12 protein-coding genes and 1 tRNA gene are annotated in these 16,439 nt (G+C 45.3%); 2 read left to right on the plus strand and 11 right to left on the minus strand.

Annotated elements, in window-relative coordinates:
• The 8 genes from rfbF to AB1S55_RS16115 form a co-directional block, all read right to left on the minus strand.
• Positions 1 to 774 (minus strand): glucose-1-phosphate cytidylyltransferase, encoded by a 774-nt coding sequence (gene rfbF, locus AB1S55_RS16080; RefSeq protein WP_370979200.1) that lies wholly within the window; start codon positions 772 to 774, stop codon positions 1 to 3.
• 9 nt (positions 775 to 783) lie between these two features.
• A complete protein-coding gene (locus AB1S55_RS16085) occupies positions 784 to 1,737 on the minus strand; it encodes an FAD-binding oxidoreductase (protein ID WP_370979201.1) in 954 nt (317 codons plus the stop codon).
• Positions 1,738 to 1,744: 7 nt separating this feature from the next.
• Positions 1,745 to 2,722 carry a chain length determinant protein gene (locus AB1S55_RS16090; RefSeq protein ID WP_370979202.1) on the minus strand — a complete coding sequence of 326 codons (978 nt, stop codon included), beginning with the start codon at positions 2,720 to 2,722 and terminating at the stop codon, positions 1,745 to 1,747.
• Between the two features lie 72 nt (positions 2,723 to 2,794).
• Positions 2,795 to 3,868, minus strand: a complete 1,074-nt coding sequence (locus AB1S55_RS16095; RefSeq protein ID WP_370979203.1) for an MraY family glycosyltransferase — start codon at positions 3,866 to 3,868, stop codon at positions 2,795 to 2,797.
• Between the two features lie 114 nt (positions 3,869 to 3,982).
• Complete coding sequence (locus AB1S55_RS16100) at positions 3,983 to 5,386, minus strand: mannose-1-phosphate guanylyltransferase/mannose-6-phosphate isomerase (RefSeq protein WP_370979204.1); 1,404 nt, start codon at positions 5,384 to 5,386, stop codon at positions 3,983 to 3,985.
• A gap of 191 nt (positions 5,387 to 5,577) precedes the next feature.
• A complete protein-coding gene (gene ihfB, locus AB1S55_RS16105; RefSeq protein WP_370979205.1) occupies positions 5,578 to 5,865 on the minus strand; it encodes an integration host factor subunit beta in 288 nt (95 codons plus the stop codon).
• 230 nt (positions 5,866 to 6,095) lie between these two features.
• Positions 6,096 to 7,775: a 30S ribosomal protein S1 gene (rpsA, locus tag AB1S55_RS16110; RefSeq protein ID WP_370979206.1), complete on the minus strand. Its 1,680-nt coding sequence runs from the start codon at positions 7,773 to 7,775 to the stop codon at positions 6,096 to 6,098.
• Positions 7,776 to 8,500: 725 nt separating this feature from the next.
• Positions 8,501 to 8,576 (minus strand) — tRNA-Ala (locus AB1S55_RS16115).
• Positions 8,577 to 8,863: 287 nt separating this feature from the next.
• On the opposite strand from AB1S55_RS16115, the gene AB1S55_RS16120 reads away from it, so the two are divergent.
• Entirely contained in the window at positions 8,864 to 10,243 is a 1,380-nt protein-coding gene (locus AB1S55_RS16120; protein ID WP_370979207.1) for a diguanylate cyclase, read from the plus strand.
• Between the two features lie 56 nt (positions 10,244 to 10,299).
• On the opposite strand, the gene gltX is transcribed toward AB1S55_RS16120, so the two are convergent.
• Positions 10,300 to 11,784 carry a glutamate--tRNA ligase gene (gene gltX, locus AB1S55_RS16125; protein ID WP_370979208.1) on the minus strand — a complete coding sequence of 495 codons (1,485 nt, stop codon included), beginning with the start codon at positions 11,782 to 11,784 and terminating at the stop codon, positions 10,300 to 10,302.
• A 100-nt stretch (positions 11,785 to 11,884) separates the two neighbouring features.
• Between gltX and AB1S55_RS16130 the strand changes: the two genes are divergently transcribed.
• Positions 11,885 to 12,463 carry a nitroreductase gene (locus AB1S55_RS16130; protein WP_370979209.1) on the plus strand — a complete coding sequence of 193 codons (579 nt, stop codon included), beginning with the start codon at positions 11,885 to 11,887 and terminating at the stop codon, positions 12,461 to 12,463.
• Positions 12,464 to 12,530: 67 nt separating this feature from the next.
• On the opposite strand, the gene AB1S55_RS16135 is transcribed toward AB1S55_RS16130, so the two are convergent.
• Together AB1S55_RS16135 and AB1S55_RS16140 are read right to left on the minus strand one after the other, a co-directional pair.
• A complete protein-coding gene (locus AB1S55_RS16135) occupies positions 12,531 to 13,400 on the minus strand; it encodes a mechanosensitive ion channel family protein (protein WP_370979210.1) in 870 nt (289 codons plus the stop codon).
• A gap of 77 nt (positions 13,401 to 13,477) precedes the next feature.
• A complete protein-coding gene (locus AB1S55_RS16140) occupies positions 13,478 to 15,886 on the minus strand; it encodes a TonB-dependent receptor plug domain-containing protein (RefSeq protein ID WP_370981610.1) in 2,409 nt (802 codons plus the stop codon).
• Positions 15,887 to 16,439: the final 553 nt, after the last annotated feature.

Raw genomic sequence — 16,439 nt, forward strand, 5'->3', positions numbered from 1 at the left:
TTAGCTCCAAGTTTTCCAAGGTGCTTCACCTTGCTGCCACAGTTTTTCTAAATACATTTTGTCACGCAAAGTATCCATTGGCTGCCAAAAACCCTTGTGCTCAAAGGCCATCAGCTCACCTTCAGCAGAAAGTGCATTCAGCGGCTCCTGCTCCCAAACACTCTCATCATCATCAACATGATCGATAACGCTTGGAGAAAGAACGAAGAAGCCTGCATTAATCATTGCACCGTCGCCTTTGGGCTTTTCCTTAAAGCTCATTACTTGCCGATCCTGGATGTCCAGCGCACCAAATCGCCCAGGAGGGAATGCAGCCGTCAAAGTAGCTTTTTTCCCGTGGGTCTTATGAAAAGCAATTAACTTGGTGATGTCAACATCACCAACACCATCACCGTAGGTAAAACAAAACGCCTCATCACTAGCCACATGCTCTTTAACACGAAGTAGACGCCCGCCGGTCATTGAATGGTCACCCGTATCGACCAAGGTCACTTTCCAAGGCTCAGCCCGTTTGTGATGCACATGCATTTCGTTGGTAGACATATCAAAAGTCACATCTGACATATGCAGGAAGTAATTAGCAAAATACTCTTTAATTACATATCCTTTATACCCACAACAGATCACAAACTCATTAACGCCGTGAGCAGAATATTGCTTCATAATATGCCAGAGGATAGGTTTGCCACCCACCTCAACCATAGGCTTCGGCTTAACCGAAGTTTCTTCACTTAAGCGAGTCCCTAAGCCGCCAGCAAGAATCACAGCCTTCATCTCTTTTCCCTAGTTCGTTGTAGCCACAAAAGCATCCGAATAAAAATTATTAGCTTGCAGGCCATTTTCAATCATTAACTTTTTGGCAGATTCAATCATATTTAAAGAGCCGCACGCATAAACATCGTAGTTATTAAAGGCCCCTATATCTTTGAGCGCAGCTTCCTGCACATATCTACATGAGGAGCCCACTTTTTCACGAGATGTAACGGGGCAATAGATTACATTCTTATGCCTACCCGCCCATTCCCGCGGCAAATCAGTATAAAAATCTTTTTGATACCTATTCCCCCAGTAAACATGGACCTCCCTATTAGTTTTTTGATCCAATAACCGGGACACCATGGACTGTACGGAGGAAAAGCCTGTACCGGTCGCAAGAAAAATCAGCGGCTTATCCGATTCACGAACAAAAAAGCTTCCAATTGGAAGCTCCAATCTTACTAATGTATTTTCTGCAAACACATCAAAAACATTGCCACTCATTGCACCGCCAGCCACACGCTTGATGTGCAGTTCAATTAGATCGCTACCTGAGGTGCTTGCTATTGAATAACTACGCCTAATACCGGAAAAGAGTAGGTCGAGATACTGCCCCTCAAGAAAACTAACGAAAATAGCGGGAGGCGTTCTAAGCCTCAACACGGCGGTATCTTCGACGATTTCAATCTGAGAGACTTTCGCAGGCGTAACAATTCTTTTAACGTTAGTTAATTGAGGTAAGTGCTCAGCATCAATTACGCAGTCACCTTCCGGCCGAGCTTCGCAAGTTTTGATCCTTTCACCTGCACATATAACAACTCCATTTTGAGACACGCTTCCCTCAATAAGTGTACACTCACATGAATCACACTCCCCACGCCTGCAACTAAACGGGAGCCGCAGCCCGGCGCCCAATGCCGCCTCCAGAACCGTATTTTCTAGACACTCGAAACGTTCTCCAGTCTTCAGCTTAACTTTCACCGCTCACCTACCCCTTCGACGACCTATACATCTCTCGAAGGATTACTAAAAAACAAGTAAGAAAACCACCAATTACTGTAAAAACCAGAACAATTACCGCTCGCATGGGCTTTGATTTCAACTCTGCAGCCCTTGGTGGGACGACCTCTCTTAAGAGATACTCATCACCAACCTCAGCAAGCATGAGTGTTTTCATCTGATTTTCAACCATGCCATAAAATATAGATTGCATATTTGCAATGCTGGTTTCTGTAATTTTATTATTTAAATAAGCAATGTTTTTCTGTGCATCCAGAATATCCCTAGATTGAAAGTGCTCATTAATCTCTCCCGCCAAGATGTGAACCCAGCGCTCAGCAACATCTGCAGAGTAATGAGTAGCAGAAATAGTTACCATTCCTGTTTTCGAATTCACACTGAACCCAACCAATTCTAAAAACTCCTTATAGATCTCAAAGCTAGTAGGCCTCTCATCTATTGACGCCACCCATGCTCCAGAAGAACTATCATATACACTCTCGTCCCAAGTGAATCTACCACTTCCCTGATCCCATCTTTTGACCCCCATAATTAGTGGCGCCAACTCATGCTTATTAATAACCTCATCAATGAACGGCCAACTAGCTGCCAACACTAAAGCTTGATCAATATCATTCTTCTCGCCACCACCAAGATTAATGCCAGCCATTGCAGCAATACCACCTAATTGCCCCCCGAGCATCGCTGTATCATCCTGTTTCTGCGAAGCTGCATACACGCCTTTACTAGTGTACATATTTGGTAGACTTAGAGCCCACCCACCGCCCACTATTGCAAATATCAACACCATCCCGGTAATAAAGTAGCGCGCCTGCCAAAGCTGTCCCCAATAAACCCCAAGGTCTATCATCTCAGGAAGCCGCTCAAACGAGACATCCTGCTTACGACTCGCAACTTCACTGTTATTACTAGAGACATCTGCAATCTGTTCCTCTTTCTTAAGCATTCCCCCCCCCCATAAACACAAAACCCAAGCAAGCTTGGGCAGCACAGTCTGTTTCACTCACAATCGAAAATACTAACTTTTACAGGAACTTAAAAAAAATCGCCGCCCCCAACGAATAAACTTCCAACTACGCCTCATCAATAACTGATACCCCGCAACAACCATGACTACCAACACAAAAGAGACGCTTTCAGGAGCACTCATCACCACACCCGCGCCTAAAAAAATGAAAGCAAGCTGTGAAAACGCAATCACACCCAATGTCAAATTTTTCCCAAAGCCTGCCCTCAACAAAATATGATGAATATGCGTCCTATCTGGGTCCATTGGCGATCTACCGCGTTTAATCCTGCGGTACATAATGGTAAACATATCCGTCATAGGTAGCAGCACTAACCACAGTGCAGTTACAGGCTCGAATGCGGCAACAGGCTCTTGCGAACCGTAAATTACCAAAACGCCAATACTCAAACCCAAGAACATTGAGCCTGCATCACCCATAAAGATTTTCTTTAATTTATTACCACCAGGCTCACCCCAAATATTGAAAATAAGGAAGGCTGCAATAGCACCAACAAAGGTCAAGCAAAGAAACTGGGGAACTACATCGGCACTTTGTGCAAAGAGGTAAGCTAAACCAGCAAAAACAACCATGCAGATTGAACCAACTAAACCATCCATGCCATCCATCATATTAAAGGCGTTCATAACTCCCATTAAAGAAAGTACGGTAAGAGGGTAACCAAGCCAACCAACCGTTAAATCGCCCACACCAAAGATGTTGCCGAAATTGGTGATTTTAATATCGAGGCCGTAGACAAAAATACCACAAACGAGTAACTGCCCTACAAGGCGAAAGCGTGCGCTGAGCTCGTAGCGGTCGTCCACCATACCCATAAATACGATAAGGCCACCAGCAAGCAAGAAAAGCCGAATAAATAGCGGCTGCTCGATAAAAAAGAAAGTACTAATAGACACCGCAGCATAAATCGCCAAACCACCAATAAGCGGGATAACCCCCTTGTGATTTTTACGACCACCAGGCTTATCTACCAACTCAGCCCAATACGCCAAGGGTTTAAGCAACTTAATAACAACGAAGCTAATTGTGAAGGATATGGCTAATAACGCTAAGGCCTTTTCCATGCTCTACCCTGTTTTCTCTCTATTAACCCTCGGTACTACTCAATAACCGCGAGTTTTATCTTTATTCATTCACGGCTTATAGCCGAGCACCATTTTTATTTAGGCGAGCAAACTTTATGCTCGACCAAATCTATCTTCATAGCGGACGATATCGTCTTCCCCAAGATAACTACCACTTTGCACCTCTATAAGTTGCAGAGGTATTTTCCCAGGGTTTGTTAAACGATGTTTTTCGCCTAAAGGTATGTAAATACTTTGGTTTTCGCTAAGCAAGTGCTCTTCTTCGCCTCGCTGAACCATTGCAGTGCCACTTACTACGATCCAGTGTTCGGCTCTATGGTGATGCATCTGCAAGCTCAAACTCGCACCTGGCAATACTTCGATACATTTAACCTGATAACGGTCGCCGCCACCTATACTGTCGTAATTACCCCAAGGTCGATACACCTTACGGTGCAGCTCACTCTCGCTACGCTGTTCTTTTTTTAGCTTATCGACTATGTGTTTTACATTCTGGCTATCTGCTAAATCACACACCAGCAAACTGTCATCAGTATCAATAACAGCAATATTGTTCAAGCCAATGGCCGTTACCAGCTTGTGTTCGGCATGCAGCATTGAATTCGAACAACCATAGGTAATCACATCACCTTTACACACATTGCCTTGCTTATCTTTATCTAAAGCATCATAAAGGCTTTGCCAGCTACCAAGGTCGCTCCACTGGGCATCGAGGGGCACCATCCATGCTTTACCGGTGCGCTCCATAACGGCGTAATCAATGCTTATATCATTACATTGTGAAAATGCGTCTTGATCTAAACGACAAAAATCAAGATCTTCTTGAGCCTTACTTAACGCAGTATTTGCCAATTCAACCATTGCCGGCTCATATTCGTTAAGCTCTTCAATAAAAGTTTGAGCTTTGAACACAAACATTCCGCTATTCCAGAAATATTCACCACTTTCAACATAAGCCTGGGCTGTTTTCAGGTCTGGTTTTTCAACAAACTTATTAATTGCAGCACCTTCTGATTCAGCGCCGTTAGCATGTATATAGCCATAACCTGTTTCGGGTTTATTTGGCACAATACCAAAAGCAACCAAACTGCCACGCTCTGCTTTTGCAATAGCAAGATCAAGGGCCTGATGAAAAGCATCGAGATTCTTAATGAGATGATCTGCCGGCAAAACCACAAGTACGGCATCTTCATTTGCTTTAATTGCTTGCAAAGCCGCGACCGCAATAGCGGGCGCCGTGTTACGACCAACGGGTTCTAAGACGATTTGCGCATCACCAAGCTCTAGCTCAGCCAACTGTTCAGCCACCATAAAACGCTGACTGTCATTACAAACAACCAAAGGAGACTGCTGACCAAGTACACGTAAAGCCGTATGCTGAAGCATGGTATGCTCACCATAAAGGGTATGTAATTGTTTAGGGTAGGCCTTTCGAGATTTAGGCCACAAGCGCGTACCACTACCACCAGAAAGGATAACAGGCTGAATAAAGCTCATTAAGCGTCCATATCGAGTATTTTTTTACCAGCCTTGACGAGCAAAACTCGAGCCAGCACTTTAAAGGGCGGCAGTGTAGCAAAAAAAGTGTCCGCTGTCGGTGTTAAGCAGCTATTTATTACACCTTAAAAGAGGGTTTTAAGATCGACAGAAAAACCGAACAAATTGAAACCACAAAAAGCAAATAAAACCTAAACCATGGCCTCATTCACCCTATCGCGCAACTCTTTGCCTGGCTTAAAGTGAGGCACGTATTTACCTTCAAGCTTTACCGGCTCCCCCGTTTTAGGGTTACGCCCCATGCGAGAATTACGGTAGTGGAGAGAAAAACTACCAAAACCACGAACCTCGATACGCTCACCACACTCAAGGGCAATCGACATCTCTTCGAGTATAAGCTTTACTCCAAGCTCAATATCTTTAGGGCTTAACTGATCCTGCTGATCTGCAATACACTCTATCAATTCAGATTTAGTCATATTCAACTCCGTGTTTTATAACTTTATACAAACTAAGCAATAGCAACAAAACCAGTTTAGTCGCCTAAACCCTTGTTATTCAAGGTTTTTTCCACTCCAAAAACAACATTAAGACTTTAGACTTAAAAACAACACTAGCAAAAACAAAAAAAGGCAACCCCATTGCAGGGGCTGCCTTTTTAAACCGTAAGCTAAAACCAATAAGCTAGCTCACAAATAAGTACAACGACTTACTTTTGGCTTTCGATCTGAGCTTTAATCAAGTCACCAATAGTTGCAGGCTGTGCAGCTTCTGCAGACTTAGCGCTATGCTCTTTAATCGCCGCTTTTTCGTCATCAGTATCTTTCGACTTAACAGACAACAAAATTACGCGGTTTTTGCGATCAACAGAAGTGATCTTAGCTTCAACTTCATCACCTTCTTTCAGCACGTTGCGGGCATCTTCTACCTTATCACGGCTAATTTCAGAGGCTTTCAAGGTCGCCTCTACATCGTCAGCCAACTTAATAGTAGCTTCTTTTGCGTCTACAGACACAACGGTACCAGTCACTTTAGTGCCCTTGTCGTTTTCGCTAACGTAGTTATTGAAAGGATCGTCGATCAACTGCTTGATACCAAGACTAATGCGCTCACGCTCAGGGTCGATAGCAAGAACAACAGTTTCTAGCTCATCACCTTTCTTGAAGTTGCGAACAGCTTCTTCGCCAGCTTCGTTCCAGCTAATGTCGCTCAAGTGAACAAGGCCGTCGATGCCGCCGTCAAGACCAATGAAGATACCGAAGTCAGTGATTGACTTGATCTTACCGCTGATCTTGTCGCCTTTGTTGAACTGGCTAGAGAATGAATCCCAAGGGTTAGCGTGACACTGCTTAATACCTAGAGAGATACGACGACGCTCTTCGTCGATATCAAGGATCATTACTTCAACTTCATCACCTAGGTTAACAACCTTAGATGGGTGAATGTTTTTGTTGGTCCAATCCATTTCACTTACGTGCACAAGACCTTCAACGCCTTCTTCGATCTCTGCGAAGCAGCCGTAGTCGGTAAGGTTAGTAACCTTAGCCATGGTCTTAGCACCTTCAGGATAACGATCTTTGATCGCCGCCCAAGGATCTTCACCCAATTGCTTAAGACCAAGTGATACGCGGTTGCGCTCACGGTCAAACTTAAGCACTTTAACGTCGATTTCATCACCAACATTAACGATTTCGCTAGGATGCTTAATACGCTTCCAAGCCATATCAGTGATGTGCAATAGACCGTCTACGCCACCCAAGTCAACGAAGGCACCGTAGTCAGTAAGGTTCTTAACGATACCCTTAACAGACTGACCTTCTTGCAAGTTGGCCAATAGAGCTTCGCGCTCTTCTGAGTTAGCAGCTTCCATAACCGCACGGCGGCTAACAACAACGTTGTTGCGCTTAGCGTCTAGCTTGATAACTTTAAATTCTAGCTCTTTGCCTTCAAGGTGAGTGGTTTCGCGCAATGGGCGAACATCAACCAATGAACCCGGCAAGAAGGCACGAATACCAGCAACGTCAACAGTGAAACCACCCTTAACCTTACCGTTAATAACACCAGTAACCACTTCTTCAGCTTCGTGAGCGGCTTCAAGCACTTTCCATGCCTCTGCACGCTTAGCTTTCTCACGAGAAAGGCGGGTTTCACCGAAACCGTCTTCAACAGTTTCCAAGGCAACTTGAACTTCGTCGCCGATAGCAAGTTCTAGCTCACCCAGTTCATTTTTGAACTGCTCTGCAGGGATAACACCCTCAGATTTAAGGCCAGCGTGAACAGTCACCCAGTCGTTGTCGATATCAATAACAACGCCAGTTACGATGGAGCCAGGCACCATGTCGACTGTTTTCAAACTTTCTTCAAAGAGTTCCGCGAAAGATTCGCTCATATGGAATATACCTATAATTCGACCAAAACACTGAAGAAGTGATTGATCTGCCGCAGGATCAGGCTACGGGTTAGTTAGTTATAGCTGCTTAGGATTGGTCCTGATCAAAGCACCCTGCCACAGCCGTTTTAGCGCGCGGGAATATAGCAGAAAGGCCAGACATGGGCAATGCCTGGCTGTATTTTGGCGGTAAGTAAGGGGAAATCGGGGTAAAAGAGGGGGAATCTGGAGGGGTAAATCGCTCTTGCGTATCCTGCGATTTAAGCACGTAGGGTATTTGGAGGCATGTCCGCGGGATGCATTAGGCAATTGCTCGGCTTTATGCTCCTCGATTGATTGTTCCAGACTCGCCCCTAACACCTACGCCCTGCAGGCGTGCAAAGCCCTACCACCTATATCCACATAGGCGTCCTGCATTGCTCTACTACCTACATCCATGCGCCTCACCCTGCGGGCGCCTGGGTCGTGCAAATTTGCTCCCAAACTAGCTGACGGAGCGGTGGCCGCCCTTGCGCATCCTGCGATTTAACTACGGAGGGAGCTTGGGGATATGTCCGCGGGATTACTCGGCGCGTCCTGCGCCTCGCCCCTACGGGGCCGCCCATTCAGGCGTTTAAAATTGCTCCAGGCAATTTTTTGAACCGAGGCTAAGAGCGATACCGCTAGAGAATCTAGCGGACAAACAAAAAAGCCCGCATCTTGCGATGCGGGCTTTTTTGTTTGTTTGGTGGAGCCTAGCGGGATCGAACCGCTGACCTCAACACTGCCAGTGTTGCGCTCTCCCAGCTGAGCTAAGGCCCCGAAAGAGGCTGCGCATTCTATGGACGCCACCTAGTGCTGTCAACACCCAAACCTACTATTACTGTATTTTTTGTTAACGCAAGGGCAAGCAATGCATACACTAATAGCGCGAAACAGGCACGTCAAAGGCAGGGATCAATAAAGCACTTATATCTAAATAATAAGACTACACAGGCCAGTTGAGATCAGGTAGGCTCAACTTCACACTTTAGTGTTTTTCAGCCTAACAGCAATTCTAGGGAAGGAGTTGATGCAGCACGTATAACGGCGCCAGCACAGATTTAACAATGACATTCAGCATTCGTACAAAATTATTTTTAAGTCACTTTTTAGCCATCCTACTTGTTAGCGGCTCTATTGGTTCTTTTTTCTATACAAGCGCCATTGACGAACTTACAGAAAGCTTACAGTCACGTCTCAAGCACAGCGCGGCCTTGCTTGCGCAAAGCTTTGATGGTAACAAACTCGACAATATCGTCACTCGCAAAGACACCAACAGCCCAGAATACCGCTTTTACCAAAAAGAAGTGCGCGATCTCGCTGAAGCCAACCCTGATATTGCCTTTATCTATATTATGCGCAAAGACCAAAACAGCGCCCGCTTTATTGTTGACTCAGACCTAGAAGAGCCAGCAGATTTAGAAGAACTATACGATGAGTACATTCCTGAATTAATGTCAGGCTTTGATGTGGTCAGCGTAGACAATGAAGTCACCAGTGACCGTTGGGGCAGTTTTATGTCTGGTTACGCCCCGATCCACGGTAGCGAGCACGCTTATTTGGTGGGCATCGATATGCACGCCGACACCTTTGATGCAAAGCTAACGGCACTGAGAACCCAAGGTATCGCCTCACTTGTTCTATCCATTATTTTTGCTTATGCCTGCGCCCACGTTTTATCGCGCAATATGCTCGCACGCATTCAAAACCTTTATACACGCTGCGCTGACTTAGCTCCCCTTAAAAACAATGCTGTACGCAACAAGGGCGACGAACTAGACCACCTTACAACAGCCTTTAATTACCTGCTCGATCATATGAGCAAAACACGCGACGAGCTGGAGCGCCAAGTTCAGAGCCGTACAGCAGAACTTAAAACCAGCCACGACAAATTAGAACAAGAAGTCAGCGAACGCCGACGTATGGAAGAAGTTTTACAGGAATGCGCTCGCACCGACTACTTGACCAACCTCGTTAACCGACGAGAAATGACCAACCGCTTACAACACTGTGTCGCCATACATAAGGAATACTACATTCCCTTTAGCGTTATTCTTATCGATGTCGACCGCTTTAAATCTATTAACGATGAGTTTGGTCATGACATCGGCGATGAAGTATTGCGTGCATTTTCACTCACACTCAAAAGCCTAGTTCGCGAAGAAGATACGGTTGCCCGCTGGGGCGGTGAAGAATTCCTAATTTTAATGCCTGACTCAGAGCGAGAGGCTGCGGTAAAACAAGCTGAGCGCATGCGCGAATCACTTAACTCTAAAAAGTTTGACGCAGAAGGTAAAAGCATCATCCTCAGCGCAAGCTTTGGTGTCTCTGAATACTTCCCTCAACACAATTTAGAGTTCACCCTAAAACAAACCGATCTTGCCTTATTAAGAGCCAAACAGCAGGGTCGAAATCGCGTCTTAACCACAGAACACAGCCTAGCTTAAACAGCAGGCACAAAAAAGCCCGCAAACGCGGGCTTTTTGGAGTTTAATACAAAAGTTTAAGACAAGGCCGCGTACTCTTTTTCATAACGCTTCATCACCTTCTTACCTGCCCCCCCTAATACATTCACTGCATGACGTAGCCTTGCTCGGCTCAAATCAGGCCCAAGCAAGGCGGCACCATCCATAACAGAAAACGAAGACGTAGAACCTGCAATGGCGATAAATACAGGCGCTAGAAAATCCTTCATTTTAAAGCCCATCGCATCGGCAAGACTTTTTAGCTCGGTGAAAATCTGATCGCGCTGCCAAGTACGCAAAGCCTCTAAACGCCATAAGACAAATTGCAAAATTTTCTTTTGTTCTTCAGGCTCAAGCTTATTTTCAGCAAAACTTTGCTCATTAAGATCCAACATTCCGCTCGCTAGAAATGCAGCAGCAGGCACAAAGTCACTTAGGGTTTCCATACGCGGCTGCACTTGGGGCAAAACCTTAAGCAAGTTATCGCGATTTAATAACCACTCTCCCAAACGATCAGCCAGCTGTTCTGTATTTAAATCTTCACGAATCCAAAGCCCATTGAGCCAACTCATTTTTTCAATATCAAAAATCGGGCCGCCCAAGCTGACACGCTGAATATCAAAAGCTTCTTGCATTTGCGCTAAGCTAAACTTTTCTTCGCCATTAGGCATAGACCAGCCCATACGACCAAGATAGTTACAAACAGCCTCGGGTAGGTATCCCGCGCGCTGATAATAAAGAATACCCGTTGGGTTTTTACGCTTACTCAGCTTACTTTTATCAGGGTTGCGCAACAACGGCAAATGACAAAACGTAGGGGCCTGCCAGCCAAAGTATTTATACAATAACAAGTGCTTAGGTGCTGAATTAATCCACTCCTCACCTCGAATCACATGGGTGATGCCCATCAAATGATCATCCACAACATTAGCTAGATGGTAAGTCGGCATACCATCACTTTTGAGCAGAATCTGCGCATCAACAAGGGTCCAGTCCAGCGCCATTGTGCCGCGCAACATATCTTCTACATCGCAAGTGCCCTCTTCCTCCGGCACAACCATTCTCACAACAAATGGCAAACCTTCGGCTTCACGCTTAGCGTATTCAGCCTCATCCAGCTTTAGATCCGAGGCTTTAAGCGCGGTATGAATTCCAGCCTCTTTTCGCTCGGCCCTAAGCGCGTCTAACTCTTCACCCGTGCGATAACACTTAAAAGCAAAACCCGCATCCAATAACTGCTGAACGTATTCACCATATACGTGCTTGCGCTCGCTTTGACGATACGGCCCATGATCACCACCAACATCAGGCCCCTCATCCCAATCTAAGCCCAACCAACGCAAACTATCCAAAATAGCCTGCTCAGACTCAGGTGTTGAGCGACTTTGGTCCGTATCTTCAATACGAAGAATAAATTGACCACCGTGCTGACGAGCAAAACACAAGTTAAAAAGGGCAATATAGGCCGTGCCTACATGTGGATCGCCAGTTGGCGAAGGAGCGATACGGGTACGAACCGTCATTAGACTACCTCGATAAGGTTCTGAATCTGAGAATTGCGCGGATTATACTTGTGCGCTAGCCTGCGCTCCAACATTAGTTTATTTGATTGACGAGATAAGCATGAGCAACTCCCCCCTGTTAGAAGCCCTGCACACACGCCGCTCCGTATTAGCGAACAATATGTGCGCACCTGGACCAAGCGATGAGCAAATTCAAGACATATTGAAAGCGGCCCATCGTGTGCCCGACCATGGGAAAATCGGCCCTTGGCGCTTTTGGGTGTTTCAAGGTCAGGCCCGAGCAGACTTCGGCAACATACTGCGTCAACGCTTTGCAGAGAGAGAGCCCAAGGCCTCCGAGAAACTGCTCGAATTTGAAGCCTTGCGCTTTTTACGTGCACCAGTCGTTATTGCGGTCAGCTCCAAACCAAACCCTGAGCACAAAGTTCCTGTTTGGGAGCAAGAATTAAGCGCTGGCGCCGCATGCCAGAACATCTTACTTGCGGCCAAAGCCTTAGGCTTTTACTCACAATGGATAACGGAATGGTATGCCTTTGATCAACAAATCAACGCCGAGCTTGGGCTCGAGGAACATGAGCGTATTGCAGGTTTTATTTATATTGGTAGCGCGAAAGATACGCCGAGTGAACGAGCTCGCCCAGACTTAAATGAACGAGTCAGCTATTGGAAAGCTAAATAAACAAAGCATAAGAGAGCTCAATGCACTGAGCTCTCTAGCCTTTTAAAAAGCATCAAAGCACCTTAAATTAAGCGCTTTTAGCCTCTACCTGATGCATATGCACATCTTGCTGAGGGTACGGTATGGTAATGCCATTAGCGTCGAAGCTTTCTTTAATTGCTTCAGTCAGCTCCCATTTCACCAACCAGTAATCGGCACTTTTACACCAAGGGCGAACAACAAAATTAACACTACTATCGGCCAGCTCATCAACAGCAACAACAGGCTCGGGACTTTTTAATACCCGCTCATTGGCATTGATAACATCAAGCATAAGCTGTCTAGCTTTTTTCATATCGTCGCCATAACCAATACCCATTACCAAATCAACACGGCGAGTAGGCTTGGCGCTATAGTTCACGATTGTTCCGCTATAAATTTGTGCATTAGGGATAATAATCTCTTTGTTATCACCTGAGCGCATGACGGTATTAAAGACCGTAATTTTCTCAATAATTCCCGCTTGACCACCCGCTTCGACAAAGTCGCCAATCCCAAAAGGCTTAAAGCCTATTAGCATAACCCCAGAAGCAAAGTTTGAAAGTGAATCTTTTAAAGCCAAGCCGATTGCAAGACCTGCAGCACCTAAAAGCGCAAGTAAGGATGTTGTCGGAATGCCCAATACGTCGAGCGCTACCAACACAACCACAAACTTCAAAAGCGTCGCTAAAATCGCCAATAGGAAATGCTGAAGTGCATCATCCATTTTTTTCAGCGACATCGCCTTATCAGCAAGATTGACAATTTTACGAGCCAGCCAAAAGCCAACAATATAAATAGCCAAAGCAATGGCTACATTGATCAAAAATGGAACCAGCAAATCCACCCACGTACCATCACTAAAAAAGCCGTGAGCCTGCTCAACCAAACTTACTCTTACTACTTCTTCATTGTCCAAAACGACTCTCCATTCAAATTAACAATGTATGCGATGGCCTGCATTTTATGGGAGTTTACAAGAATCGAGAAGAACTATTAAAAATCAAAACGCAAACCAATTAACGGAAACGCCCTTCCCGATGAGGTGTTAAGCTCACCCGTACGCTCATTAAAGCTACTTTGGTTGGTATTTTCAGAGCCCAGAGCGTTAATGACATCCAAAAACGCCACCACATTGCTTGGCCCCAAAGAACGCTGATAATCAACACGGAAGTTTAACGAGCTGTACATATCAAAACGCTCGTCATTACGTCCTACAATCTCTTTTGAGTAGCGTAAAGGCTGGCCATCACCAAGCACATTGTCATTGACAATATAACTGCTATCGGGGCGACCGCTCATTAACTTATAGCGAGCAGAAAACTTCCATCGCTGTGTTAATTCAAAAACGCCGCCCAAACCCAGAGCATGCGGACGCTGGTAGTCAGCATTGACACGACCAAAGCCATCTTTTGAATCAATTTCACTCTGGTTGAATGAATAACTAACATTCATAGACCAACGCTCAGAGAAGTAACGATTTAAGACAAGATCCAGGCCCTGTGAATAGCCCTCACCCTCATTACTGCTAATACCAGTTGCTCTATCAGGAGAAGTAATTAAGTTACTGAGCTGCTGGTAATAAAGCTCACTCAATACATTCCATCCGCCCATGAAAGATTTAGACAGCCCAAAGCTAAGCTGATCGGTTTGCTCGCTTTCAAGCTCAGCATTAGCTGGGGAACGCGCACGAACCAATAAATCGGGTATTTGATAATAACGGCCAAAACTCGCACTGAGATTAATGCCAGAGCTCAAAGCCCAATCAGCAGCAAAACGCGGTGACAACAAAGACTGGGCAACCCATTCATCATAATCATAGCGTGCGCCAGCTCGTAAACTAAGCGCACCAAAATCAAACAACTGATCGGCATAAAGAGCCAGCTGGTTAACACTCTGCTCTAGCTCATTATTAATAAATTCAGGCTCAAGCAGCAGGTACTTTTGAGAAGGATCAGGCCGATAGTCATTTTGATCATAGACATAACGAACCCAGTCTTCTTTTAGCTCGCTGCGATAATCAACATCTAAACGACTCAGCTGAAAACCCGCCTGAAAAGCCCCAAGACGATTGTCAGTCACTAAGCCAGTAAACCAACCGTATTCTGTTTGATTCTCATCCTGAACAAGTAAACCAGGCTTTACCGGAACATTAGACGCTGTTGGCGGCTGCGAAGACGCCAGATCAGGATAAGCCTCACCAATAGCAGAACGTTTTGCTGTCTGTCGATAAAACACTCGCTGATCCAAACTAAAGAGATCAAACTCTTTTAACCAGCGAACAGAAGCGAGGTCGTTGTCTTGGCTCGAGTCAACCAGCAATACATCATCAATCTCATCATCGTCATTAAGCGCCAGTACATTATCAATATTGCGCTCATAAGTTTCAGGCGTATGAATTAATAAAACATCAAACAAACCATCACTTAACTGCGTTGACGTTTTAAAAATAATATCCGTCAACTCGGGTGAGCCAATGTCCTCAATACCAATCGTTTCAAAAAAACGTCCAAAGTCGAGACTTCTTGCTGAAAAGAGTACGCTAGTATCATCATCAATATAACTGGGGCCATCATAAGTAAATTCGGGCCCTGCTAAATCTAAGCGGACACTAAACGAAGGCGACTCTGTATTACCTGTAGCCACATTTAGATTTAACAAAGACCCCGAACGCCCAGAATACTGAGAAGACCAACCACCGGGTTGAAAATCAGCGCTGCCAATTAAATTAGGTGCAAAAATGGAATAGCGCCCGCCATCCAATTCCTCTTGCTCCCCAACACTTTCTTGGAAGTGAGTCACACTCGGAAACGGTACACCATCAACCAAAATGAGATTATCGTCAGGACCACGACCACGCACACTGAAACTGGCAAAGTCACCTGTAGATACAAGCCCGGGTAAACCATCAAGCGCCCGCAAGACTTCACCACCACTACCGGCAGCACTGCGCAGTTCCTCCCTATCCAAACTCGCTGAAGACGGGGCTGAAAATGAATTGTTAGAGCGCGCACGTCCTGCCAACACCAAGAGTTCTTCCTCTGCAAAAGCAGGCAGAAACATCGTTAATTGACTGACCTTATTATTGCGAACACGCACAGAAGGCTCAACAGCGACCTTAAGCCCTGCATCCAACAAGCTAAGCTCATAAAGACCTTCAGCAAGGTTGTCAAAACGCAGCTTATTAGCTTCTTTATTTGCATCCTTGAACGCCAAGCTTCGCAATTCCCCATCACGAGAGAGAAGCTGTAACTCCACAGACGACATCGAGGCGCCCTGCTCAGCCTCAATAAATACCGATAAGCTGCCACCTTCAGCCCAAACAGAGTTGACGCCGATTAAAAAGAATAAGAAGACTAAACACTGACGCTTAAATTTTACTGCAGCAATTAGCTTTGATGTCATCACAACAAGATCTCAGAAAGAATATAAAAGGCATTGTACGCGACCTATCCACGATTGGATTAAAAAAAGCACAGACAACAACTAGTTATTTGTAACAAAAGACAGTAACAGCTGCGCTTTATGATGGCGCCCGCGTGACACATAAAGACATCAAATCAGAGATCTATAAAGGGGATGGTGAGCTAACGTGGAATACGGGCAAATCATCGTGGGAACGCCCACTCACGCTCCGTATCGTTCAGACATTTAATAAACAATGCCCTGAAGATTAAGCAGGTAAAGATGCCTAATACAAAGCTTAAATAAAAATTAAGAGCGGTCGGAAGCTCTTGCCTTGAGCAACCCTAAAGTAAGTAAAACTAAACCAAACAAGCTTAGGTATAAGGGCTCTGAAGTCATAAATGACGAAGAAGCTTCGGTGCCCGAAGCAATCACCGGTGAAGTGAAGGCAATAAGCATTAACGTCAGTAATCTTTTCTTAATTTTAATATGCATGGCACTGACCTAGTTGAATCACAATTAACATCCATGTGAGCCTAATAAAAAAGCAGCC

Source organism: Agaribacterium sp. ZY112, from assembly GCF_041346925.1.
GTDB lineage: Bacteria > Pseudomonadota > Gammaproteobacteria > Pseudomonadales > Cellvibrionaceae > Agaribacterium.

Bases quoted from the DNA above. Each gene is read 5' to 3' on its own strand.
- rpsA (WP_370979206.1), bottom strand. From the start codon at position 7,775: ATGAGCGAATCTTTCGCGGAACTCTTTGAAGAAAGTTTGAAAACAGTC.
- rfbF (WP_370979200.1), bottom strand. From the start codon at position 774: ATGAAGGCTGTGATTCTTGCTGGCGGCTTAGGGACTCGCTTAAGTGAA.
- AB1S55_RS16140 (WP_370981610.1), bottom strand. From the start codon at position 15,886: ATGACATCAAAGCTAATTGCTGCAGTAAAATTTAAGCGTCAGTGTTTA.
- AB1S55_RS16130 (WP_370979209.1), top strand. From the start codon at position 11,885: ATGAGCAACTCCCCCCTGTTAGAAGCCCTGCACACACGCCGCTCCGTA.
- AB1S55_RS16095 (WP_370979203.1), bottom strand. From the start codon at position 3,868: ATGGAAAAGGCCTTAGCGTTATTAGCCATATCCTTCACAATTAGCTTC.
- gltX (WP_370979208.1), bottom strand. From the start codon at position 11,784: ATGACGGTTCGTACCCGTATCGCTCCTTCGCCAACTGGCGATCCACAT.
- AB1S55_RS16100 (WP_370979204.1), bottom strand. From the start codon at position 5,386: ATGAGCTTTATTCAGCCTGTTATCCTTTCTGGTGGTAGTGGTACGCGC.
- ihfB (WP_370979205.1), bottom strand. From the start codon at position 5,865: ATGACTAAATCTGAATTGATAGAGTGTATTGCAGATCAGCAGGATCAG.
- AB1S55_RS16120 (WP_370979207.1), top strand. From the start codon at position 8,864: ATGACATTCAGCATTCGTACAAAATTATTTTTAAGTCACTTTTTAGCC.
- AB1S55_RS16090 (WP_370979202.1), bottom strand. From the start codon at position 2,722: ATGCTTAAGAAAGAGGAACAGATTGCAGATGTCTCTAGTAATAACAGT.